Origin of the sequence: uncultured Citricoccus sp., from assembly GCF_937871995.1 — a bacterium.
Classification (GTDB): Bacteria; Actinomycetota; Actinomycetes; order Actinomycetales; family Micrococcaceae; genus Citricoccus.
The window spans coordinates 96,475-116,631 of the sequence record NZ_CALMQR010000069.1; the positions used below are offsets into that span (position 1 = coordinate 96,475).

A 20,157-nucleotide genomic window follows, 5' to 3' on the forward strand; every position below is an offset into this window, starting at 1 on the left:
CGGTGGCCCGGCCGGGCCCGACGACGCCCGATCAGGACTGGGCGTAGGCTCCCGTGAGCAGGACGGCGCCGCCGTCCACGCCCTTGGCGCCCTGCATGAAGTCCTCGCCCGCACCGGCGGCCTCGTCGGTCAGCGTGCCCACGGTGCCGGCGACCCAGGACCTCAGGCCGCGTGAGTGCAGTCGGGCCACGGCCTCGTCGGCGGCCTCGGGGGCCACCACGGCCACCATGCCCACGCCCAGGTTCAGGGTGCGCTCCAGGTCCGCCAGCGGCACCCGGCCCAGCTGGGTGATGAGCTCGAAGACGGCCGGGATGGCCCACGTGCCGCGGTCCACGGTGGCCATCAGGCCCTGGGGCAGCACGCGCGCCAGGTTGGCGGCCAGCCCGCCGCCGGTGACGTGGGAGAAGCCGCGCAGGGCCGGCTCCCCGGAGGCCGTCGTCACGGAACCGGCCGAACCGGTCACGGGATCGCCGTTGAGGTGGCGCACCAGGTCGAGGCAGTCGCCGGCGTAGATGCGGGTCGGCTCGAGCAGCTCCTCACCGAGCGTGCGGCCGAAGTCGGTGACCTCCCGGTCGAGGGACCAGCCGGCGGAGTTGATGACACGGCGCACCAGCGAGTAGCCGTTGGAGTGGATGCCGGAGGAGGCCATCGCGATCACGACGTCGCCCTCGCGCACCCGCTCCGGGCCGAGCAGGGCCGAGGCCTCGACCACGCCCGTGACCGCACCGGCCACGTCGTACTCGTCCACGCCCAGCAGTCCCGGGTGCTCGGCGGTCTCCCCGCCCACCAGGGCGGCGCCGGCGATGGAGCAGCCCTCGGCGATGCCCCGCACGATGTCCGCGATGCGCTCCGGGACGACCTTGCCGCAGGCGATGTAGTCGGTCATGAACAGCGGCTCGGCGCCGACCACCACGATGTCGTCCACCACCATGCCGACCAGGTCGAGGCCGATGGTGTCGTGCTTGTCCAGGGCCTGGGCGATGGCGACCTTCGTGCCCACCCCGTCCGTGGACGTGGCCAGCAGCGGCTTCGAGTACTTCAGCAGGGCCGAGACGTCGTACAGGCCGGCGAAGCCGCCGAACCCGCCGACCACGTCAGGACCGTGGGTGGCCTTGACGGCCTCCTTCATCAGGTCGACGGCGCGGTCACCGGCCTCCACGTCCACACCGGCGGCGGCATAGGTGATGCCAGCGTGGCTGGCGGACTCGGCGGGGTTCACGGCATCGGTCACAGCGGGGTCCTGTCGGTCTCGGTCAGCAGGGGTTCCAGGGAGGCTCCGGGGCCCGGGTCCTCACCGTCGGCACCCGGCCGCTCGGCCGGGTCCACCGTGGGGGCCGGTCCGGCGGTGGCCTTCTCCAGCAGGTGCTTGCCGCGCTCGTCCTCGACGGGCAGCGCGATGGGGTAGTCGCCGGTGAAGCAGGCGGTGCACAGCCTCTCGCGGGGCTGCTCGGTGGCCTGGATCATCCCCTCCTCGGAGATGTACTTCAGCGAGTCGGCGCCGATGGAGGCGGCGATCTCCTCCACCCCGGCGCCGTTGGCGATCAGTTCGGCCCGGGAGGCGAAGTCGATGCCGTAGAAGCAGGGCCACTTCACCGGCGGGGAGGAGATGCGCACGTGCACCTCGCGGGCTCCGGCCTCCTTGAGCATCCGCACGATGGCCCGCTGGGTGTTGCCGCGCACGATCGAGTCGTCCACGACCACCACGCGCTTGCCGGCCACCACGGCCGGCTGCACGTTGAGCTTGAGCCGGATGCCCAGCTGCCGCAGGGTCTGGGAGGGCTGGATGAAGGTGCGTCCCACGTAGGAGTTCTTGACGAAGCCCTGGCCGAAGGGGATGCCGGACTCCGTGGCGTAGCCGACCGCCGCGGGGGTGCCGGACTCGGGGACCGGGATGACGACGTCGGCGTCCACCGGGTTCTCCCGGGCGAGCGCCCGGCCCATCTCCCCGCGGGACTCGTACACGGAGCGGCCGTTGATGGCGGCGTCCGGGCGGGCGAGGTAGACGTACTCGAAGACGCAGTGCGCGGGGGTGGGCTCGGCGAAACGGGTCGAGCGGATGCCCTCCTCGTCGATCGCGATCATCTCGCCGGGGGAGACCTCACGGATGAACCCGGCGCCCACGGTGGCCAGGGCGGACTGCTCGGAGGCGACCACCCAGCCGCGCTCCAGCCGGCCCAGCACCAGCGGGCGCACCCCGTGCGGGTCGCGCGCGGCGTAGAGGGTGTGCTCGTCCATGAACACGAAGCTGAACGCGCCGCGGATCTGCGGCAGCAGCGCCACGGCGGTCTCCTCGAGGGTGGATCCCTCCTCGCCCTGCAGCAGCGCGGTGACCAGGGCGGTATCCGTGGTGTTGCCCTGGGCCAGCTCGCCGCGGGTCTGCCTGCCGTAGCGCGCCTCCACCATCCGGAACAGCTCGGCGGAGTTCACCAGGTTGCCGTTGTGCGCCAGCGCGACGGTACCGGCCGACGTCGCCCCCAGCGTGGGCTGGGCGTTGGCCCAGTTGTTCCCGCCGGTGGTCGAGTACCGGCAGTGCCCGACGGCGATGTGCCCGGTCAGGGTGTTCAGGGTCGCCTCGTCGAACACCTGCGAGACCAGGCCGAGGTCCTTGTAGACGGAGATGCGCTGGCCGTCCGAGGTCGCGATGCCCGCGGACTCCTGGCCGCGGTGCTGCAGGGCGTAGAGGCCGTAGTAGGCCAGCTTGGAGACGTCCTCCCCGGGTGCCCAGACGCCGAAGACGCCGCACTCGTCCTGGGGCCCCTTCTCCTGGGGATCGAGGTCGTGGGTCAGCCTGCCGTCACCGCGCATCGTCGTCACGTCCCTCATTGTCCCACTTCTCCCGCCACTGCTGCAGGTCGGAGGGGTCCACGGCGTAGTCGGCCTGCGCCGGGTCCGTCACGGCCCGGGCGTGCACCGTGCGGGCACGCGCGCGGGACCGCCGGTCCAGGACCAGCCAGACCAGTCCGGCCACGCCGACGCCGATGATCCCGAAGACCACCACGAAGTACCCGAAGACGGACCCGAAGGTGAACTCCGGGTTCTGCCGTCCGGTCAGGGAGACCGCCAGGGCCGCGAGGACCCCGAGCGCGGCGCCGCCCAGCAGGAAGACGTGCACCTTCGGGGCACGCCGGACCACCAGGTCGCGGTGTTCCAGGGCGTCCGGGTCCGGCCGCATCGGGGTGGCGGCGGGATCGTCCGCGGGGCCGTCGGAGGCAGAAGTCATGCCGTCCATGGTACTGGGGTGCGGGCGGGGGCCGGGCCGTGCGTCGCCGCCCGCGGCGCCGGTCCCGCGCTGACGCTACCGGGCCAGCGGCAACCAGGCGGACAGGTCGGCCCGGGACCCGGAGGCCAGCACCCGCCCGTCGGCGACGGCGGCGTCCCAGCCGATCAGTCCCGTGGCCAGGTCCAGCCAGGTGGCGGGGTCCGTCTCGATCACGTTCGGCGGGGTGCCGCGGGTGTGCCGCGGACCCTCGATGCACTGGCACACCCCGAACGGCGGGACACGCACCTCCACGGAGTTGCCCGGGGCCCGTTCCGCCAGTTCCTCCAGCAGGTACCGCACGGCCGTGGCCCGGGTGGAGCGGGGCAGGGCGGCGGCCTCCTCGGGCCCGTCCCGGCGGGCGGCGGACCAGGCACCGACGGCGGCGCGGCCGGCGTCGGGGGCGATGCGGCGCTTGACGGACACGGCCTCAGTCCAGCAGGTCCAGCACGGGCCGGGCCAGCTGCACCCGGCCGACCGGTTCGCCGCGGCCCAGGATCTTCGGGACGACCGTCTCCAGCACGCCCGGCAGGGCCTCGAGGTCCACCTGCCCGGGGGCGAACTGGGCGAGCAGCACCAGGGCCACGAGGTTGCCGGCGCGCGTGCCGCCGTCGAGCGCCTTGACCGCCACCGAGGTGCCGTCCGGGGCGGCCATGGCCATGACGCCGTCGGCGCCGAGCTTGGCGAGCAGGCCCAGCTCCCGGATCACCACGGTGTTGGTGTTGGTCTCCCCGTGGACGGCCCAGGGGTGCTCGAGCATGGCGGTGGCCACCGCGGCGGCGTGCACCTCGGCGTCCCGGCGGTCCGGGGCGGCCGCGACCGCGCCGAAGCCGCGCGCGAGACCGGTCAGCGACAGCACCGGGGCCGGGGCCCCGCACCCGTCCACGCCCCAGCGGGTCACGGGCTCGCCGCAGTACTGCTCCAGCACGGCGGCGACCTCGCCCTGGACCGGATGGTCCAGGTCCAGGTAGGTGGCGGGGTCGTGCCCGCCGTGCTTGCAGGCGGAGAGGAAGCCGGCGTGCTTGCCGGAGCAGTTGTAGGCCAGCGGGGTCTGCACCGGGCCCTCGGGGCCGGCGTCGCGGGCCAGCTGGATGATGCCGGCCGGGTCCGCGGGCCAGGCCGGCGGGCACTGCAGGAAGGACTCGTCCATGCCCGCGTAGGACAGGATGGTCGCCGCGGCCTGGCGGTGCCGGGCGGTGCCGCGATGGGAACCGCAGGCCAGGGCGATCTGCTCGTCCACCAGCCGGGCGCCCTGGCGCAGCGAGGCGATGGCCTGCAGCGGCTTGAGCGTGGAGCGAGGGTAGATGAGCGCCTCCGGCGCCCCCAGGGAGGCCAGCACGGACCCGTCCGGGGCGGTGACCACGGCGGAGCCGGTGGTGCGGGACTCGATGAAACCGTTGCGGACCACGTGGACCAGTTCCACGGCCTCGGCGGGGGAGAAGGTGGCGGAGGGCGACTGACGCGCGGCGGACTTCTGGGGCATGGTCACCACTGTAGGCGCGCACCCGGCGCAGGGCCTCCCGGACCGGCCGGTCAGAGTCGTTCCCGTCGGCGCCGTCAGCGCCGGCGGCGCCGGACCCAGGCGGTGATCGCGATCGCGGCGGCCAGCGAGCACGCCAGGGACACCACCGCGACGGTCACGTCGCCGCGCTCGAAGCCGAACAGCCGGCTGCCGAACCACATGATCAGGGCCGTCGTCATCCACACCAGCACGAACGTGTAGACCGTGGACAGGGTGTTGGCCCCGGCGCCACCGGTGCGGGGCGCCCGGCCGTAGAGCCGGCCGTAGGAGAAGTCGTCGTCATCCGGGCCGCGGGACGGGGTGCTCATGGGTTCAGGCTACGGGACCGTCTAGGCTTGGGCACCGTGAAGATCCTCGTCCTCGGCTCCGGCGGCCGTGAGCATGCCATCGTCCGCGCCCTGCTGCGCGACCCCTCCGTCCGCGAGGTCCACGCGGCACCCGGCAACGCCGGCATCGCGCTCGACGTCCCCGTCCACCCGGTGGACGCCACGGACGCCACGACCGTCACCGAGCTGGCCGGCGAGCTGGGGGCCGACCTCGTCGTCGTGGGGCCCGAGGCCCCGCTGGCCGCCGGCGTCTCCGACGCCCTGCGCGAGGCCGGGTTCACCGTCTTCGGCCCCTCGCGGGCCGCGGCCGAGCTGGAGGCCTCGAAGTCGTTCGCCAAGGACGTCATGGCCCAGGCCGGCGTCCCCACCGCCGCCGCGCACTCCTGCGCCACCGCCGAGGAGGCCGCCGCGGCGCTGGACGAGTTCGGCGCCCCCTACGTGGTCAAGGATGACGGGCTGGCCGCCGGCAAGGGCGTGGTGGTCACCTCCGACCGCGACGAGGCCCTGGCCCACGCCCGGGCCTGCTTCGCCGCCCACGGCACCGTGGTCATCGAGGAGTACCTGGACGGCCCCGAGGTCTCCCTGTTCGTGCTCTCGGACGGCACCAACGCCGTCCCGCTGGCCCCCGCGCAGGACTTCAAGCGGATCGGCGATGCCGACACCGGTCCCAACACCGGCGGCATGGGCGCCTACACCCCGCTGGACTGGCTGCCCGAGGGATTCGTGGACGAGGTCATGGACCAGGTGGCCCGCCCCGTCATCGCCACCATGGCCGACCGCGGCACCACGTTTGCGGGCGTCCTCTACTGCGGACTGGCCCTGACCGCCCGCGGGATCCGCGTCATCGAGTTCAACGTGCGCTTCGGGGACCCCGAGACCCAGGCCGTGCTGGCCCGGTTGCGCACCCCGCTCGGCCGGCTGCTCATGGACGCCGCCACGGGCTGCCTGGCCGGGGTGCGGGCACTGGAGTGGTCGGACGAGTACGCCGTGGACGTCGTCGTCGCGGCCGAGGGCTACCCCGAGGCCCCCGTCAAGGGCGGCCCCGTGACCGGGGTGGAGGACGCCGAGGCCCTGGAGGGGGTGTCCGTCCTGCACGCGGGCACCGGCCCCGGGCCCGACGGCGGACTGGTCGCCGCCGGCGGACGCGTCCTGGCCGTCGTCGGGCTGGGACAGACCCTGGCCGCGGCGCGCGAGCGCGCTTATGCGGGCGTGGAACGGATCACGCTGCCGGGGTCCCGGCACCGCACGGACATCGGGCTGAAGGCCGAACGCGGGGAGATCACCGTTCCCGCGGGGGAGGCGCTCTGATGGCCGACTACTCCAAGGGGCTCGGCGCGACGGTTCTGGAGCTGCCCGGCTGGCGGCACGTCTACTCGGGCAAGGTCCGGGACCTGTACGAGCCGGCCGACGCCGCACCGGGGCAGTCCGCGACGCTGCTGGTGGTGGCCTCGGACCGGATCAGCGCCTACGACTTCGTGCTGGAGACCGAGATCCCGGACAAGGGCGCGGTCCTGACCCAGCTGTCCCTGTGGTGGTTCGAGCAGCTGGACGTGCCGCACCACGTGGTCTCCGTGGACGTCCCCGCGGCCGTGGCCGGCCGGGCGATGGTCGTCAAGCGGCTGGACATGTTCGAGGTCGAGTGCATCGCGCGCGGTTACCTCACCGGCTCCGGCCTCGCCGAGTACCGCGAGTCCGGGACGGTGACCGGGATCCGGCTGCCCGCAGGGCTCGTGGACGGCTCGCGGCTGGCCGAGCCCATCTTCACCCCCTCGGCGAAGGCGGACGTGGGCGAGCACGACGAGAACATCACCTTCGCGCAGATGTCCCGGCTGATCGGGGAGACCCCGGCGCAGCGACTGCGGGAACTGACCCTGGACGTGTACACGCGGGCCGAGCGGATCGCCCGGGAGCGCGGCATCATCCTGGCGGACACCAAGGTCGAGTACGGGCTGGACGCCGACGGCCGGATCGTGCTCGGTGACGAGGTGCTGACCCCGGACTCCTCCCGCTTCTGGGACGTCGGGGACTACGAGCCCGGCCGCGCCCAGCCGTCCTTCGACAAGCAGTTCGTCCGCGACTGGCTGACCTCGGCCGCATCCGGCTGGGACCGGCACTCCGGCGAGGCGCCCCCGGCGCTGCCGGCCGACGTCGTGGCCAGGACCCGCGCGCGGTACGTGGAGGCCTACGAGCGGCTGACGGGACGGGCGTTCACCGCCTGATCCCGCATCCGGGCCACCAGGTCGTCCAGCCAGGTCCCCACGTTGCGCCGGGCCTCGTGCGTGTCCGGGTAGCGGCAGCGCAGGTGCACGCCGGTGCCGTCGATGATGAACCACAGCATCACCCCCGTGGTCCGGATGGCGGCGCTCACGTACTGGGCGTTCAGCGCGTGTGAGTCGACCTGCACCGGCAGGCGCCGCAGGTCCAGCCAGGAGACGGCGAGCATCCCGGGGGCCTCCGGCATGCCGCCCCACGGGGCCATGATCCCGGCCAGCGGCCAGGATCCCAGCCGGATGGCCTCCCGCACGGCCCCCGCACACGCGCCGGGATCGGGATCGGCGGACTCGAGCACCGAGTTGGTGATGAACCAGCCCACCGCATCGTGCCACCGCTCCTCGTAGCGGCTGTGCACGGGGAACACCGCACGCAGGTCCGCGCCGGCCACCTCGCGGGTGGTGACGGTCAGGACCGACACGGTCATCGCCAGCGTGGACACGCCGGCTTCCCGCGCCCGGGTGGCGAAGGCGGTCATGCCCGTCACGTTCAGCACGTCCCGGACCTCCACGCGTTCCGGCTGCGGGGCCGGATCCCCCAGGGGCAGCGGGAACCGGGGCATCACCCCGCCCCCGGCCTCGATGACCTCCGCCCAGCGGCGGTGGACCTCGGCGGGGGCCCCGGGCCGGTCCAGCAGGCACCGGCTGTGCTCGGCGAAGGCCGGGGCGCCCGTCAGCCCGGGGTCCAGGCCGTCCGCCAGCCGGTCGAGGGCGGTGAGCAGGTCGCGGGCGATGACCAGCAGGGACCACATGTCCACGTGGGCGTGATCGGCGCCGACCACGATGGTCGGCCCGTCGGCGGTCTCGATGACGCAGAACCGGTGCGAGGGCCGGGCGAAGGGCGTGCACCCGGCGTCCAGGACGGCGCGCAGGGCGTCGTGCATCGCCTGGCCCGGGGCCACCTCGTGCCGGACCCACGTGCCCGGGCCGATGCCGGCCTCGCGCAGGGTGGGGGCGCCGTCGTCGTCCCGGACGAAGACCGTGCGCAGGGTGCCGTGCGCGGTGACGACGGCGCGCCAGGCCGCCGCGAGGTGATTCCGCGGCACCGGGGCCGGCAGGCTGAAGGCCAGCGCCATCCAGGAACCGGGCCGGTCCCCGCCGCCCACGTGCCGGGCCTGGTCGAAGGACACGGGGAGGGTGCCCTCCGCGGGGGACACCGCCAGGTCGTAGGAGAGCAGCGGACCGAACGGCAGGCGCAGGGACGCGACATGCGTGAGGCGCATGGCAGTACTGTAGCCTGCTGTCCTCTCAGGACGGCACGGGAGAACGGAGCTGACATGCACAGGTTCACGGTGCCGGGCGCCGAGATCGCCTGGTCGTTCAGCGATGAGTCCGGCCATCCGGTCGTGCAGCTGCACGGGCTGACCTCGAGCCGGTCACGGGACCGGGTCCTGGACCTGGACCTGGGCCGCGGACTGTCCGGCACCCGGTTGTTGCGCTACGACGCCCGGGGACACGGCCACTCCACCGGCCGGCGCGAGCCGGAGGACTACCGCTGGCCCGCGCTCGCCGAGGACCTCCTGCGCCTGCTCGACCACTGGTTCCCGGGAGAGGCCGTGCACGGGGTGGGCCCCTCCATGGGTGCCGCCACCCTGTTGCACGCCGCCGTCCGCGACCCCGACCGGTTCAGCGGGTTCACGCTGCTGCTGCCCCCGACCGCCTGGGACACCCGCACCGCGCAGGCCGGTGACTACCGGCGCCTGGCGCGGTTCATCGAGGACCACGGGGTGGAGCGGTTCGTCGCGGCCAGCCGGTCCATGCCGCGGCCCCCGGCCACGGTGGGCACGCCGGACACGGTGCCCCACGTCAGCGGTGACCTGTTGCCGTCCGTCTACCGGGGGGCGGCGATGAGCGACCTGCCCACCCGGGAGCAGGTGGCGGGGATCGGGGTTCCCACGACGGTGCTGGCCTGGGCGGACGATCCCGCCCATCCCCTCTCCACCGCCCGGGCGCTGGTCGAGCTCATGCCCCGGGCCACGCTGCAGGTCGCGACCACCCCGCAGGACGTGTCCCGCTGGCCGGCCGTGCTGGCCGAGGACGTCCCCCGCGCCTGACCGCCCCCCCACGCGGCCCCGCCCCGCGGGCGCCGGAAGGCGGGGATCACCCGACCAGGGAGTCCTGCCAGGCGGCGTGGAGTTCGGCGAAGCGGCCTCCGGCGGCGATCAGCTCCTCGGGGGTCCCGTCCTCGACGATCCGCCCGTCGTGGACCACGAGCACGCGGTCGGCGATCTCCACGGTGGAGAGCCGGTGCGCGATGATCAGCGCCGTCCGGTCACCGAGCAACCGCTCCAGGCCGGACTGCACCAGGCGCTCGCTGGGCAGGTCCAGGGACGAGGTCGCCTCGTCCAGGATCAGGACCGCGGGGTCGGCGAGGAACGCGCGGGCGAAGGACACGAGCTGCCGCTGCCCGGCGGACAACCGCCCGCCGCGCTTGGTGACGTCCGTGTCATAGCCCTCGGGCAGGGACAGGATGAACTCGTGGGCACCCACGGCCCGCGCCGCCGCCTGGATCTCCTGGTCCGAGGCATCGGGCCGGCCCAGCGCGATGTTCTCGGCCACCGAGCCGGAGAACAGGAACGCCTCCTGCGTCACCATCACCACGTTGTGCCGCAGGTCGGCGGCGGAGAGCTGGTCCAGCTCCACCCCGTCCAGGGTCAGCGAGCCGGAGCTCAGGTCGTAGAAGCGCGCGATGAGCTTGACCAGGGTGGACTTGCCGGCGCCGGTCTGGCCCACCACGGCCACGGTCTGACCGGCCGGGATCGTCAGGTCGAACGCGGGCAGGATCACCTCGCCCTGGCCGTAGCCGAACTCGGCGTCGCGGAACTCCAGGCGCCCCTGGGCCCGGGGCAGCGGCACCGGGGTGGGGGACTCCCGCACGGTGGGCGCCTCCTCGAGCAGCCCGGAGACCTTCTCCAGGGCGGCCGTGGCGGACTGGAAGGAGGAGTAGAACATCGCCACCTGCTCCATCGGCTGGAACACGCGCTTGCCGGCCAGCAGCAGGGCCACCAGCACGCCCACGGCCAGGGTCCCGTCCAGCACGCGGAACCCGCCGAGGACCAGCAGCGCCACCACGGTCAGGTTGCCGGTGACCAGCAGGGTCGGCTGCAGCACGCCGAACAGGTTCAGCGAGTGCACCATGTCGTCGCGGTACCTCGAGGCCAGCCGGTCGTAGGTCTCGTCGTTCGTCCGCTCCTTGCGGAACGCCTGCACCGCGCGGATGCCGGTCATGGTCTCCACGAAGTGCACGATCATCCGCGCGGAGGACACCCGGGACCGGCGGTACACCGCCTCCGAGCGCACCTGGTACCAGCGCACGGCGATCGCCACGGGCACGAAGGCCCCGAGCAGCACGAGCCCGGAGCGCCAATCCAGCACGAAGACCGAGACGGTGGTGAACAGCATGAACATCAGCCCGGACACCAGCGAGGACACGCCCTGGTCCAGCAGTTCCCGCAACGAGTCCAGGTCCGAGGTCTGCCGCGAGATCACCCGGCCGGAGGTGTAGCGCTCGTGGAACTCCAGGCTGAGCCGCTGCGTGTGCCGGAAGACCCAGACGCGCAGGTCCAGCAGCATCGCCTGGCTCACCCGGGCGGTCAGCCAGGTGTAGGTGCCCAGCAGCAGCCCGGCCGTCAGCGCGGCCGCCACGTAGGTCCCCCCGACGGCGGCCAGCACGGGGGCGGGGGAGTCCCCGTCCCGGAGCGTGGAGACGACCTGCGGCAGCCCCCAGTCGATGCCCCAGGCGATGATCAGCGGGAACGACGCGCGGGCGGCGTTGGAGACCACCACGAGCACCACGGTCAGGAGGAGCTTCCACCGGACCGGCCGGGCGAGGTCCTTGAGCAGCGTCCAGGACCGGGCCCGCACGTAGCGCCGCTCGGCGGCATCCAGGTCCAGGCGCTCCTCGCCCCGGGTGCCCAGGAGGGTGGCGTCCCGGCGGCTCATGCCCGGTCTCCCTCGGTGCCGGTCATCGCGGTGATCCCCCCGGAGTCCATGACCGACTCGATGGAACGGTCGGCCTCGAAGCTGGAGATGATGAAGCGGTAGTCGGCGGAGCGGGCCAGCAGCTCGGCGTGGGTGCCCACGTCCAGGATCCGCCCGTCCTGCAGCACCGCCACCCGGTCGGCCAGCGCCACCGTGGAGGGCCGGTGGGCCACGATCAGCGTGGTGGTCCCGGCCAGCACGCTGCGCAGCCGGCGGGTGACCGCCTCCTCGGTGCGCACGTCCAGGGCGGAGAGCGGGTCGTCCAGCACGAGGACCTCGGGCCGCGCGGCGATGGCCCGGGCGAGGGCGATGCGCTGGCGCTGGCCACCGGACAGGCTCAGCCCCTCCTCGCCGATCTCGGTGTCGAGTCCCTCCGGCAGCCGACGGGCGAACTGGGCCTGGGCGGTGTCCAGGGCCAGGTCCAGCAGCTCCTGGGCCGCCGCCGGGTCCGCGAGCACCTGCTCGGGTGCGCCCAGCAGCACGTTGTTCCGGATGGAGTCCGAGAACAGGGTGGAGTCCTCGAACGCGATCGAGACCCGTCGCCGCAGCTCCACCAGCTCGTACTCCCGCACGTCCCGGCCGCCCACCAGCACCTGCCCGGCGGTGACGTCGTAGAGCCGGGGGACGAGCTGGACCAGGGTCGACTTGCCGGAACCGGTCAGCCCCACCAGGGCCATCGTCTCCCCGGGGCGCAGGTCCAGGGTGATGTCCCGCAACAGCGGCTCGGCGCCCTCGGGGACATCGGGGTAGCGGAAGCGGACGCCGCGGAAGGCGAGGGCCCCGGGGATGCCGGTGGCACCGCCGGTTCGGGGTGCCACCGGATCCGCGATGTCGACCGGGGTGTCCATGACCTCGGCGTGCCGGTCGATGGCGGTCTTGGCGGACAGGGACATGCCCATCAGCTGCCCGACGGACTCCACCGGTCCGCCCAGCACCGCGGTGGTGGCGAAGAACCCGGCCACGGCGCCCACCGTGAGGTCCCCGGTGGCCACGAGGTAGATGCCGACGCCCAGGGACAGCCCGATGACCGTCTCCGGCAGGGCCACGATCAGCGAGATGAACTTGGAGAGCACGGCGGCCTTGTGGACCTCGGTGCCGCGCAGGGTGTCGGCCTGGCCGCGGAAGCCCTCCAGCGCCTCCCCGCCGCGGCCGAAGGCCTTGAGCACCCGGATGCCGTGCACGGACTCCTCGACGGTGGTCGCCAGGTCCCCGGCCTGGTCCTGGGAGAGCCGGGAGGCGGCGCGGAAGTCGTTGCGGAAGTGGAAGGAGCGCCACATGATCGGCACGGCCCCGGCCAGGTAGATCAGCGCCAGGACCCAGGAGGTGGCGAACAGCAGCACCAGGCCCACCACGATCGTCACGATGGAGACCACGAACATCACGGTGCCGAACGCGATCCACCGCCGCAGCAGGGACAGGTCACCCACGGACCGGGAGAGCAGCTGGCCCGAGGGCCAGGAGTCGTGGAAGGACACCGGCAGCCGCTGCAGCCGCCGGAACAGGGCGACCCGGGCACGGTTCTCCACCCCCGCGGCCGGGGGCAGGATGAAGACACGGCGCAGGTAGACCAGCGCTCCCTCGGCCACGCCGAGCACGGTCATGATGGCCACCGCCGTCCACACGTCCGAGGCGTCCCCGCCGGGGCGCAGCACGGAGTTGACCAGTTGCTGGATCACCTGGGGGATGGCCAGGGCCACGAGTCCGGCCAGCATGGCGGAGGCCAGCCCGGCTCCCCAGCGCCAGCGGATGCCCTCCAGGTAGGGCGAGAGCCGCCGGAGGGCCTCGGCGAGGCTGCGCTCCTCGCCCCGCACGCGCCGCAGGGATGGACGGGCGGACGTGGACACGGCGGGACCTCCGGGTCGAGGGGGTGGGCGATCCACCATCCTACGGGCGCCCGGGACGTTCTGAAAGACTCCTTTGACGCAGGTCAGCGCGCGACGACGTCCAGCACCACGGCCTCGGGCCGGCAGGCGAACCGGAAGGGCGCTGTGGGGGAGGTGCCGATGCCCGCGGAGACCTCGAGGGGGACGGTGCGGCCGTCGAGGCTCCACTGCGTCAGTCCCGAGGCCTGCCACGTGGGCAGGTCGCAGTTGGTGACGAGGGCGCCGTACCCGGGCACGCAGACCTGGCCGCCGTGCGTGTGCCCGGCGAAGATGACGTCGGCCCCGTCCGCGACCATGGCGTCCAGCACCCGCCGGTAGGGGGCGTGGGTGACGCCGATCCGCAGCGACCGGGCCGGCGTCGCACTGGAACCGCGGAAACCGGGCCAGGCGTCGCGGTCCAGGTGCGGGTCGTCGGTGCCGGCCAGGTCCAGCCGGATCCCCTGCAGCACCACGGACGTGTTCCGGTTGGCCAGGCCGGTCCAGCCGCGGGCCTCGAAGGCGCTGAACAGCTGGTCCGCGGGCAGCCGGACCCGGTCCGGGTCCTGGCGGGACGGTCCGGCGAGGTAGCGCAGCGGGTTGGCCGGCGTGGGCGCGTAGTAGTCGTTGGAGCCGGGGACGAAGACCCCCGGCACGTCCAGCAGTGGGCCCAGGGCCTGCAGCAGCGGACGGATCGAGGCGGGGGAGGCGATGTTGTCCCCGGTGTTCACCACCAGGTCCGGCTGGAGCGTGTGCAGCGTGGACAGCCACCGCAGCGTGTCCGCGTGGGCCGGCATCAGGTGGATGTCGGACAGGTGCAGGATCCGGAACGGCCGGCCCCCGGGGGGCAGGATCGGCAGCCGCTCGGTGCGGACCGCGAAGTTCCGGGCCTCCACCAGGGTGCCCCAGGCCACGGCCGCCGCGGCGGACAGGGCACCGGCCCCGGCCACCGCGGCCGGGATCGCCCACGTCCTGCGCGGACCGGTCACCTTCTCAGCCCCCACGGCGGGCCTCCTCACTCCGTCGAGACGACGGTGTCGGGATCGTAGTACGGACGGGGTCCACCGTAGTTGCCGACCGGGATCCGCTGTCCACCCTCGCGCGACCCCTCGGTGCGCGGATCCGAGCTCGGGCCGTCGAACGCGGTGAAGTCGTCGGTCGGGTAGTTCCCGGCCACGTCGCGCATGTAGTCGGCCCACATGGGCCCGGCGATGATGGAGCCCCAGACGTCGTCATAGGTGATGCCGGCGATCCGCTTGCCCTCCAGGGAGACCTGGTTGCGGAAGTTCCCGACCCACGAGGCCGTGGTCAGGCCGGTGGTGGAGCCGATGAACCAGGTGGACGAGGACCAGTTGTTCGTACCGGTCTTGCCGGCGATCTCGAACGGCATGTCCGTGGCGATCCGCTCGGAGGCGATCGCCTTGAGGGTGTTGTTCAGTTCGGCCACCTCCTGGGAGTCGGCGACCTTCTCGCACTCCACCGGGGGCACCTGGTAGGTGTTGCCCCGGGTGTCGGTCACCTCGGAGATGACGCGGGGTGCGCAATAGTTGCCGTCGTCCGCGAGGGTGGCGTAGGCGGCGGCCATCATCAGCGGCGACACCTCCTCCGAGCCCAGCACGAAGGACGGGTTCCGCGGGTCGATGGACTCGCCCGTGCCGGCGTTCTGGATGCCCACCCGGTCCAGGAGCCCAGTGATGGCGCACAGGTCCTGGGTGTGGGCCGCCGCCACGGTGGCGGTGTTGATGGACCAGTACAGCCCGTAGTCCGCGCGCATCGGCTTGTTCATGTCGGCGATCGCGTTGCGGACGGTCCAGCCGTTGCCGTCGACCAGGAGCGGGATGGTCCCGCCCTCGCCACAGGAGCCCTTGAACCGCGTGTAGGTCGGGTACTCGTTGATCCGCGCGTCGAGGGTGTCCGTCATGGAGTGCCCGGACTCGATGAACGAGAGGAACACGAAGGGCTTCATGGTGGAGCCGGCCTGGAACCCGGCGCCGCCGCCCATGGTCTTGTTGACGTTGAAGTTGATGGTGGTGCCGCCCTCGGACTCACCCGGGTCATAGGTCGTGTTCTGGGCCATGGCGCGGACGTTGCCGGTGCCCGGCTCGACCGTGACGAGGGAGGCTCCCAGCTCGCCGACCGTGCCGCGGTCGCTCTCGAAGGTGGTGTACGGGGCGTTCTCGCGGGCGACCTTCTCCGCCTCCTTCTGAAGGGTGGAGTCCAGGGTGGTGGTGATCTGCAGCCCGCCGCGGTCCAGCAGCCGCTGGCGGGACTCGAGGTCCGGGCCGAACGCCTCGGAGGACTCCACGGTGCGCTTGACGTAGTCGCAGAAGTAGTTGCCGAAGTCGGCGGACATGCACCCGGAGGACAGCGGGGTGACGTCCAGCGTGATCTCCGTGGCCACGGCCTGGTCGTGGGTGGCCTGGTCGATCTTGCCCGTGCGCAGCATGGCGGCCAGCACGGTGTTGCGGCGCTCCAGGGCGCCGTCCGGGTTGTTCACCGGGTTGTAGCCGTTGGGGGACTGCACCATGCCGGCGAGCAGGGCCGACTCCGGGATGGTGAGGTCCTTCGCGTTCTTGTTGAAGAAGTAGCGGGATGCGGCCTCCACGCCGTAGACACGGCCGGAGAACAGCACGATGTTCAGGTAGCCCTCGAGGATCTCGTCCTTGGTCATCTCCTTCTCGATGGCCACGGCGAGCTTCATCTCACGCAGCTTGTCCGCCACGTTCTTGGTGCCGGAGATGGTGGTGCGCTCGTTGTTGAGGTACTGCGCGTTGACGAGCACGTTGTTCACGTACTGCTGCGTGAGGGTGGAGGCGCCCTGCGTGGTGTCCGAGGTGGCGTTGTTCACGAGGGCGCGCGTCAGGCCGCGGGGGTCCACGCCACCGTGCTCGTAGAAGCGCTCGTCCTCGATCGCGACGATCGCGTCCTTCATGTTGTCCGAGATCTGGTCCAGCTCCACCGGGACCCGGTTCTCCGCGTAGAAGGTGGCCAGGACGTTCCCGTCCTTGTCCAGGACGCGGGAGGGCACCGAGAGCGGCTCCTCCTTCAGCTCCGCCGGCAACTGGTCCAGCATGTCCCCGCCGGCCGTGGCCGTGGCCCCACCCATCGCGGCGGCGGGCAGCAGCAGCCCCGCCGCGAGCACGCCGCACAGGGCGCTGACGCCGAGGAAGGCGACGATCTTGCCCAGCGTGGTGGCAGTGTCGAAGAAGGGGGACGTGCGGTTGACCATGGGGGCGATTCTACCGGCAGCATTCTCCCCCGCGCGCGAGGGAGGTCCGGCTAGGGTGGAGCCCATGACAACCTGGGAATACCTGATCACCCCGCTGCCCCTGCACACCCCCAAGCAGGTCCTGGACCTGCACGGCTCCGAGGGCTGGGAGCTGGTCACCGTGATGACCGGCCCCGAGGGCGGCGCGGTGGCCTACCTGAAGCGGCCGAAGCAGTGACCGGCGCACAGTCGGCGGTGGAGACCCGCCTCGCCGAGCTCGGGCTGACCCTGCCGCCGGTGACCGCCCCCGTGGCCGCCTACGTGCCCGCGATCCTCGACGGGGACCGGGTGCACACCTCCGGCCAGCTGCCGTTCGAGGGCGGACAGCTCGGCGCCACCGGCAAGGTCGGCGCGGAGGTCGACCCGGCGCGGGCCGCCGAGCTGGCCGCCGTCTGCGCGGTCAACGCGCTGGCCGCCGTGAAGTCCGTGATCGGTGACCTGGACCGCGTGGAGCAGGTCGTGAAGGTGGTCGGGTTCGTCGCCTCCGACCCCTCGTTCACCGGTCAGCCGCAGGTCATCAACGGTGCCTCCGAGCTGCTGGGCAAGGTCTTCGGCGACGCCGGCGCCCACGCCCGCTCCGCCGTCGGGGTGGCCGTGCTGCCGCTCGACGCGCCGGTCGAGGTCGAGATCTCCGTCCGTATCCGCTGAACCGCACCGGAGGGCGCACATGACCGAACCGTATGCCCCGCGCACCGGCATGGCGGTGGGGCACGGTCCGGTCCACCGCCCGGTCCGGCCGCCGCGACGCCGCACGTTCGAGCTGCCCGAGGACCAGCAGGCCGCGGCCCGCAGCTGGCTGGTCCACGGGGAGCGGCGGCCGCGGGCGGCCCGGCGGGCCTCCTCGGTGGCGATCGTCCGGGACGGGCTCAACGGCGTCGAGACCCTGTTGCGCTACCGGGCCGGGGCCACGCCGCTGGGCGCCGTGGCCTTCCCCGGCGGCTCGCTGGAGCCGTCCGACGAGGACGAGTGCGACTGGTACGGCCCGACGCCGGCCCAGTGGGCCCGGGTGCTGGGGCTGGAGGACCACCGGCTCGCCCGCCGGCACGTGGCCGGGGCGATCCGTGAACTCTTCGAGGAGACCGGCATCCTGCTGGCCGGCACGGACCCGCACTCGGTGGTGGAGAACCCCGGGGGAGGGGAGTGGATGGAGGCCCGCCGGGCCCTCGACGAGCAGCAGACCACCCTCCCGGCGCTGCTGAACCGGCGTGGGCACGGGCTGCGCACGGACCTGCTGCGGGCGGTGGGGCGCTGGCACAGCCCGCACTTCGCGCACCGCCGCTTCGACACCCAGTACTTCGCCGTGGCCGTGCCGCACGGCCAGGACGCCACGCTGCTGGCGGGCAAGGGACTGTGGGCGGAGTGGATGCCGGCCGGCCTGGTGCTCGCCGGCCGGCGGGGCACGCGGCTGGGGGACGGGATCGGCCGGCCGGAGACCGTCGGCCGCCGGCTCGGGGCGCTGACCGTCCCCGCGGTGGAACTGCTGCTGGAGCGGATGGCCACCGCGGGGTCGACCGTGGAGTTCCTGATGGGCCTGACCATCCGCGGCGGCGTCCCCGAGTACACCCCGGAATTGCTGGAGACCCTGGAACTGGAGGTCACCCTGCCGGGCGGGCGGTGGGGACGCTAGGCCCTCAGCGGGAGCGCTGGCGCAGGCGCTGCAGGTCCAGGACGACGACGGCGCGGTTCTCCAGGCGGATCCAGCCGCGCTGCACGAACTCGGCCAGGGCCTTGTTCACGGTCTCGCGGGAGGCGCCGACCAGCTGGGCCAGCTCCTCCTGGGTGAGGTCGTGGGCCACCAGCAGGCCGTCGGCGGCCGGCCGGCCGAAGCGGTCGGCCAGGTCCAGCAGGGCCTTGGCCACGCGGCCCGGCACGTCCGAGAAGACCAGGTCCGCCAGGGACTCGTTGGTCTTGGACAGGCGCTGGGCCAGGGCCCGCAGCAGCTGCATCGAGACCTCGGGGGTGGACTGGATGACCTTGCGCAGGTTGTCGTGGCGCAGCCCGGCCAGCCGGGTGGCGGAGACCGCGGTGGCCGAGGCGGTGCGCGGCGCCGGGTTGAACAGCGCCATCTCACCGAAGATCTCGCCCGGGCCGAGGACGGCCAGCAGGTTCTCGCGGCCGTCCGGGGCCGTGCGGCCGAGCTTGATCTTGCCGGACATGATGACGTAGAGCTGGTCGCCCTGGTCACCCTCGTGGAAGGCGGAGGCGCCCCGGGAGAGCTCGACCTCCGTCAGCTCCGAGGTCAGGGCCGAGAAGACCTCGTCATCCAGGTTGGTGAACAGCGGGGCCTTGCGCAGTACCTCGAGATCCATGTGTCCTTCGTCCTCACTGTTGACAGGCGTGTACGGGCATGCCGCCGGAAACGACATGCAATGACTCACGGACCATTCTGCCCCATGCCCGGCCATCGTGACGGTAAAATGGGTTCTCACGCGTGCGCCGGTGGCGGGACGCAGGATGGAGGGGTGCTTGGTGCTCGGACTGACCTGGCTGGACTGGGTGCTGCTCGTCGTCCTGCTGGTCTTCCTCCTGGCGGGGTACCGCCGGGGCTTCTGGGTGACGCTCGGCACCATCGTCGGGCTGGTCGCCGGTGCGGCCGCCGCGTTCTTCTCCATCCCCCTGGTCTCGGACTGGGTGCCGGATCCGTCGTGGCGCCTGATCGCGATCATCGCCGCCGCCCTCGTGCTGGTGCTCATCGGCCAGGCCGTCGGCGCCGGGATCGGCCGCGCCATCCGGTTGCGCATGGCGCTGCCGGCCCTGCGCACCGCCGACCGCCTGGCCGGGGCCGTGGTCAACACCGCCGTGGCGGCCGGCCTCATCGCCTTCGTGGCCTTCTCCGCGTCCTCCATGGGGCTGCCGCCGGTGACCGGCGCCATCTCCCAGTCCCGCGTCATCACGGTCATCAACGCCGGGGTCCCGGAATCGGCCAAGACGATCATCGCCCAGGTCCGGTCCACCGTCGCCGGTTCCGACGTGGTCCCCGAGCTGGAGGAGCCGATCGTCCACGCCACGCCCACCGCCGACCCCACGGCCCCGGAACCGGACAACGCCATCGACCTGGCCCGGGCCTCGGTGGTGCGGATCAGCGGCACCGCGTTCGTGTGCGGGCAGAACCAGACCGGTTCCGGCTTCGCCGTCACGGATGACCGCGTGGTGACCAACGCCCACGTGGTCTCCGGCCTGACGGAACCGGCCGTGGAGGACGCGGAGGGCACCGTCTACGCCGGCCGGGTCGTGCACTTCGACGCCGCACGGGACCTGGCCGTGGTGGCGGTGGACGACGCCGACCTGCCCACGCTGGACACCGGGGCCCAGATGACCGACGGTGACAGCGGCTACATCATGGGCTACCCCTCCGGGGGCCCGTTCTGGATGGGTCCGGCCGAGGTCCAGGCGCGCGGGGAGGTCACCGTGAACAACATCTACGGCGGGGACCCCGGTCCGCTGGACATCTACCAGCTCAACGCCGACGTCCAGCTGGGCAGCTCCGGTGGCCCGCTGCTGGACGATGCCGGTGACGTGGCCGGCGTCGTCTTCGCCCGGGCCGCGGGGGACGTCAAGGTCGGCTACGCCATCACCGGCGAGGAGGCCGAGGCGGTGCTCACCGGCGCCGGGCAGATGGAGGAGACCGTCTCCACCGGACAGTGCATCCAGGGCGGCTGAGCACCCGGACCTGAC

19 protein-coding genes are annotated in these 20,157 nt (G+C 72.9%); 7 read left to right on the plus strand and 12 right to left on the minus strand.

Features of this window, described 5'->3' with window-relative positions; genetic code table 11:
- Positions 1 to 31: 31 nt before the first annotated feature.
- The 6 genes from purM to Q0283_RS07950 form a co-directional block, all read right to left on the minus strand.
- Positions 32 to 1,231, minus strand: a complete 1,200-nt coding sequence (gene purM / locus Q0283_RS07925) for a phosphoribosylformylglycinamidine cyclo-ligase (protein ID WP_183527820.1) — start codon at positions 1,229 to 1,231, stop codon at positions 32 to 34.
- Positions 1,228 to 2,805 carry an amidophosphoribosyltransferase gene (purF, locus tag Q0283_RS07930; RefSeq protein ID WP_183528572.1) on the minus strand — a complete coding sequence of 526 codons (1,578 nt, stop codon included), beginning with the start codon at positions 2,803 to 2,805 and terminating at the stop codon, positions 1,228 to 1,230. Before purF ends, purM begins: the two co-directional genes overlap by 4 nt.
- The gene (locus Q0283_RS07935) at positions 2,795 to 3,220 is read right to left on the minus strand and encodes a hypothetical protein (protein WP_183527818.1); all 426 of its coding nucleotides are present in this window, start codon (positions 3,218 to 3,220) and stop codon (positions 2,795 to 2,797) included. Before Q0283_RS07935 ends, purF begins: the two co-directional genes overlap by 11 nt.
- Positions 3,221 to 3,295: 75 nt before the next feature.
- Complete coding sequence (locus tag Q0283_RS07940; RefSeq protein ID WP_183527816.1) at positions 3,296 to 3,682, minus strand: sterol carrier family protein; 387 nt, start codon at positions 3,680 to 3,682, stop codon at positions 3,296 to 3,298.
- Positions 3,683 to 3,686: 4 nt separating this feature from the next.
- Positions 3,687 to 4,739: an asparaginase gene (locus tag Q0283_RS07945; protein WP_183527814.1), complete on the minus strand. Its 1,053-nt coding sequence runs from the start codon at positions 4,737 to 4,739 to the stop codon at positions 3,687 to 3,689.
- A 74-nt stretch (positions 4,740 to 4,813) separates the two neighbouring features.
- Positions 4,814 to 5,086, minus strand: coding sequence for a hypothetical protein (locus Q0283_RS07950; RefSeq protein ID WP_298044139.1), 273 nt, complete (start codon positions 5,084 to 5,086; stop codon positions 4,814 to 4,816).
- 36 nt (positions 5,087 to 5,122) lie between these two features.
- Between Q0283_RS07950 and purD the strand changes: the two genes are divergently transcribed.
- Positions 5,123 to 6,412 (plus strand): phosphoribosylamine--glycine ligase, encoded by a 1,290-nt coding sequence (gene purD, locus Q0283_RS07955; protein WP_298044140.1) that lies wholly within the window; start codon positions 5,123 to 5,125, stop codon positions 6,410 to 6,412.
- Positions 6,412 to 7,323 (plus strand): phosphoribosylaminoimidazolesuccinocarboxamide synthase, encoded by a 912-nt coding sequence (locus tag Q0283_RS07960; protein WP_298044141.1) that lies wholly within the window; start codon positions 6,412 to 6,414, stop codon positions 7,321 to 7,323. The genes purD and Q0283_RS07960 overlap by 1 nt, the downstream gene beginning before the upstream one ends.
- Here Q0283_RS07960 and Q0283_RS07965 read toward each other — a convergent pair.
- Positions 7,287 to 8,597, minus strand: a complete 1,311-nt coding sequence (locus Q0283_RS07965; protein ID WP_298044142.1) for a condensation domain-containing protein — start codon at positions 8,595 to 8,597, stop codon at positions 7,287 to 7,289. The two genes, Q0283_RS07960 and Q0283_RS07965, sit on opposite strands and share 37 nt — an antisense overlap.
- Positions 8,598 to 8,651: 54 nt before the next feature.
- On the opposite strand from Q0283_RS07965, the gene Q0283_RS07970 reads away from it, so the two are divergent.
- Positions 8,652 to 9,428, plus strand: coding sequence for an alpha/beta fold hydrolase (locus Q0283_RS07970; protein WP_183527804.1), 777 nt, complete (start codon positions 8,652 to 8,654; stop codon positions 9,426 to 9,428).
- Positions 9,429 to 9,474: 46 nt separating this feature from the next.
- Here the strand turns inward: Q0283_RS07970 and Q0283_RS07975 are convergent, their stop codons facing one another.
- From Q0283_RS07975 to Q0283_RS07990, 4 genes are all read right to left on the minus strand, one after another.
- Positions 9,475 to 11,316, minus strand: coding sequence for an ABC transporter ATP-binding protein (locus Q0283_RS07975; protein WP_183527802.1), 1,842 nt, complete (start codon positions 11,314 to 11,316; stop codon positions 9,475 to 9,477).
- On the minus strand, positions 11,313 to 13,199 hold the full coding sequence (locus Q0283_RS07980) for an ABC transporter ATP-binding protein (protein WP_298044143.1): 1,887 nt from the start codon (positions 13,197 to 13,199) through the stop codon (positions 11,313 to 11,315). The genes Q0283_RS07975 and Q0283_RS07980 overlap by 4 nt, the downstream gene beginning before the upstream one ends.
- Positions 13,200 to 13,282: 83 nt before the next feature.
- Entirely contained in the window at positions 13,283 to 14,218 is a 936-nt protein-coding gene (locus Q0283_RS07985; RefSeq protein WP_183527798.1) for a metallophosphoesterase, read from the minus strand.
- A gap of 11 nt (positions 14,219 to 14,229) precedes the next feature.
- A complete protein-coding gene (locus Q0283_RS07990; RefSeq protein WP_183527796.1) occupies positions 14,230 to 16,443 on the minus strand; it encodes a transglycosylase domain-containing protein in 2,214 nt (737 codons plus the stop codon).
- A 64-nt stretch (positions 16,444 to 16,507) separates the two neighbouring features.
- On the opposite strand from Q0283_RS07990, the gene Q0283_RS07995 reads away from it, so the two are divergent.
- From Q0283_RS07995 to Q0283_RS08005, 3 genes are read left to right on the plus strand one after another with little or no spacing between them, the layout of a single operon-like run.
- Positions 16,508 to 16,660 (plus strand): hypothetical protein, encoded by a 153-nt coding sequence (locus Q0283_RS07995; RefSeq protein ID WP_010143091.1) that lies wholly within the window; start codon positions 16,508 to 16,510, stop codon positions 16,658 to 16,660.
- Entirely contained in the window at positions 16,657 to 17,130 is a 474-nt protein-coding gene (locus Q0283_RS08000; protein ID WP_183527794.1) for a RidA family protein, read from the plus strand. Before Q0283_RS07995 ends, Q0283_RS08000 begins: the two co-directional genes overlap by 4 nt.
- Positions 17,131 to 17,149: 19 nt before the next feature.
- Positions 17,150 to 18,109 (plus strand): NUDIX hydrolase, encoded by a 960-nt coding sequence (locus Q0283_RS08005; RefSeq protein ID WP_183527792.1) that lies wholly within the window; start codon positions 17,150 to 17,152, stop codon positions 18,107 to 18,109.
- Positions 18,110 to 18,113: 4 nt separating this feature from the next.
- On the opposite strand, the gene Q0283_RS08010 is transcribed toward Q0283_RS08005, so the two are convergent.
- Positions 18,114 to 18,791 (minus strand): Crp/Fnr family transcriptional regulator, encoded by a 678-nt coding sequence (locus tag Q0283_RS08010; protein ID WP_010143094.1) that lies wholly within the window; start codon positions 18,789 to 18,791, stop codon positions 18,114 to 18,116.
- Between the two features lie 160 nt (positions 18,792 to 18,951).
- Here Q0283_RS08010 and Q0283_RS08015 point away from each other — a divergent pair, with 160 nt between their 5' ends.
- A complete protein-coding gene (locus Q0283_RS08015) occupies positions 18,952 to 20,142 on the plus strand; it encodes a MarP family serine protease (protein WP_298044146.1) in 1,191 nt (396 codons plus the stop codon).
- Positions 20,143 to 20,157 lie beyond the last annotated feature (15 nt).

What these genes read in the sequence shown, in the direction of transcription:
- Q0283_RS07950 (WP_298044139.1), bottom strand. Translation starts at nt 5,086, where the DNA reads ATGAGCACCCCGTCCCGCGGCCCGGATGACGACGACTTCTCCTACGGC.
- Q0283_RS07990 (WP_183527796.1), bottom strand. Translation starts at nt 16,443, where the DNA reads ATGGTCAACCGCACGTCCCCCTTCTTCGACACTGCCACCACGCTGGGC.
- Q0283_RS07935 (WP_183527818.1), bottom strand. Translation starts at nt 3,220, where the DNA reads ATGACTTCTGCCTCCGACGGCCCCGCGGACGATCCCGCCGCCACCCCG.
- Q0283_RS08010 (WP_010143094.1), bottom strand. Translation starts at nt 18,791, where the DNA reads ATGGATCTCGAGGTACTGCGCAAGGCCCCGCTGTTCACCAACCTGGAT.
- purF (WP_183528572.1), bottom strand. Translation starts at nt 2,805, where the DNA reads ATGCGCGGTGACGGCAGGCTGACCCACGACCTCGATCCCCAGGAGAAG.
- Q0283_RS07995 (WP_010143091.1), top strand. Translation starts at nt 16,508, where the DNA reads ATGACAACCTGGGAATACCTGATCACCCCGCTGCCCCTGCACACCCCC.
- Q0283_RS07965 (WP_298044142.1), bottom strand. Translation starts at nt 8,597, where the DNA reads ATGCGCCTCACGCATGTCGCGTCCCTGCGCCTGCCGTTCGGTCCGCTG.
- Q0283_RS07945 (WP_183527814.1), bottom strand. Translation starts at nt 4,739, where the DNA reads ATGCCCCAGAAGTCCGCCGCGCGTCAGTCGCCCTCCGCCACCTTCTCC.
- Q0283_RS07975 (WP_183527802.1), bottom strand. Translation starts at nt 11,316, where the DNA reads ATGAGCCGCCGGGACGCCACCCTCCTGGGCACCCGGGGCGAGGAGCGC.
- Q0283_RS07960 (WP_298044141.1), top strand. Translation starts at nt 6,412, where the DNA reads ATGGCCGACTACTCCAAGGGGCTCGGCGCGACGGTTCTGGAGCTGCCC.
- Q0283_RS08005 (WP_183527792.1), top strand. Translation starts at nt 17,150, where the DNA reads ATGACCGAACCGTATGCCCCGCGCACCGGCATGGCGGTGGGGCACGGT.
- Q0283_RS07970 (WP_183527804.1), top strand. Translation starts at nt 8,652, where the DNA reads ATGCACAGGTTCACGGTGCCGGGCGCCGAGATCGCCTGGTCGTTCAGC.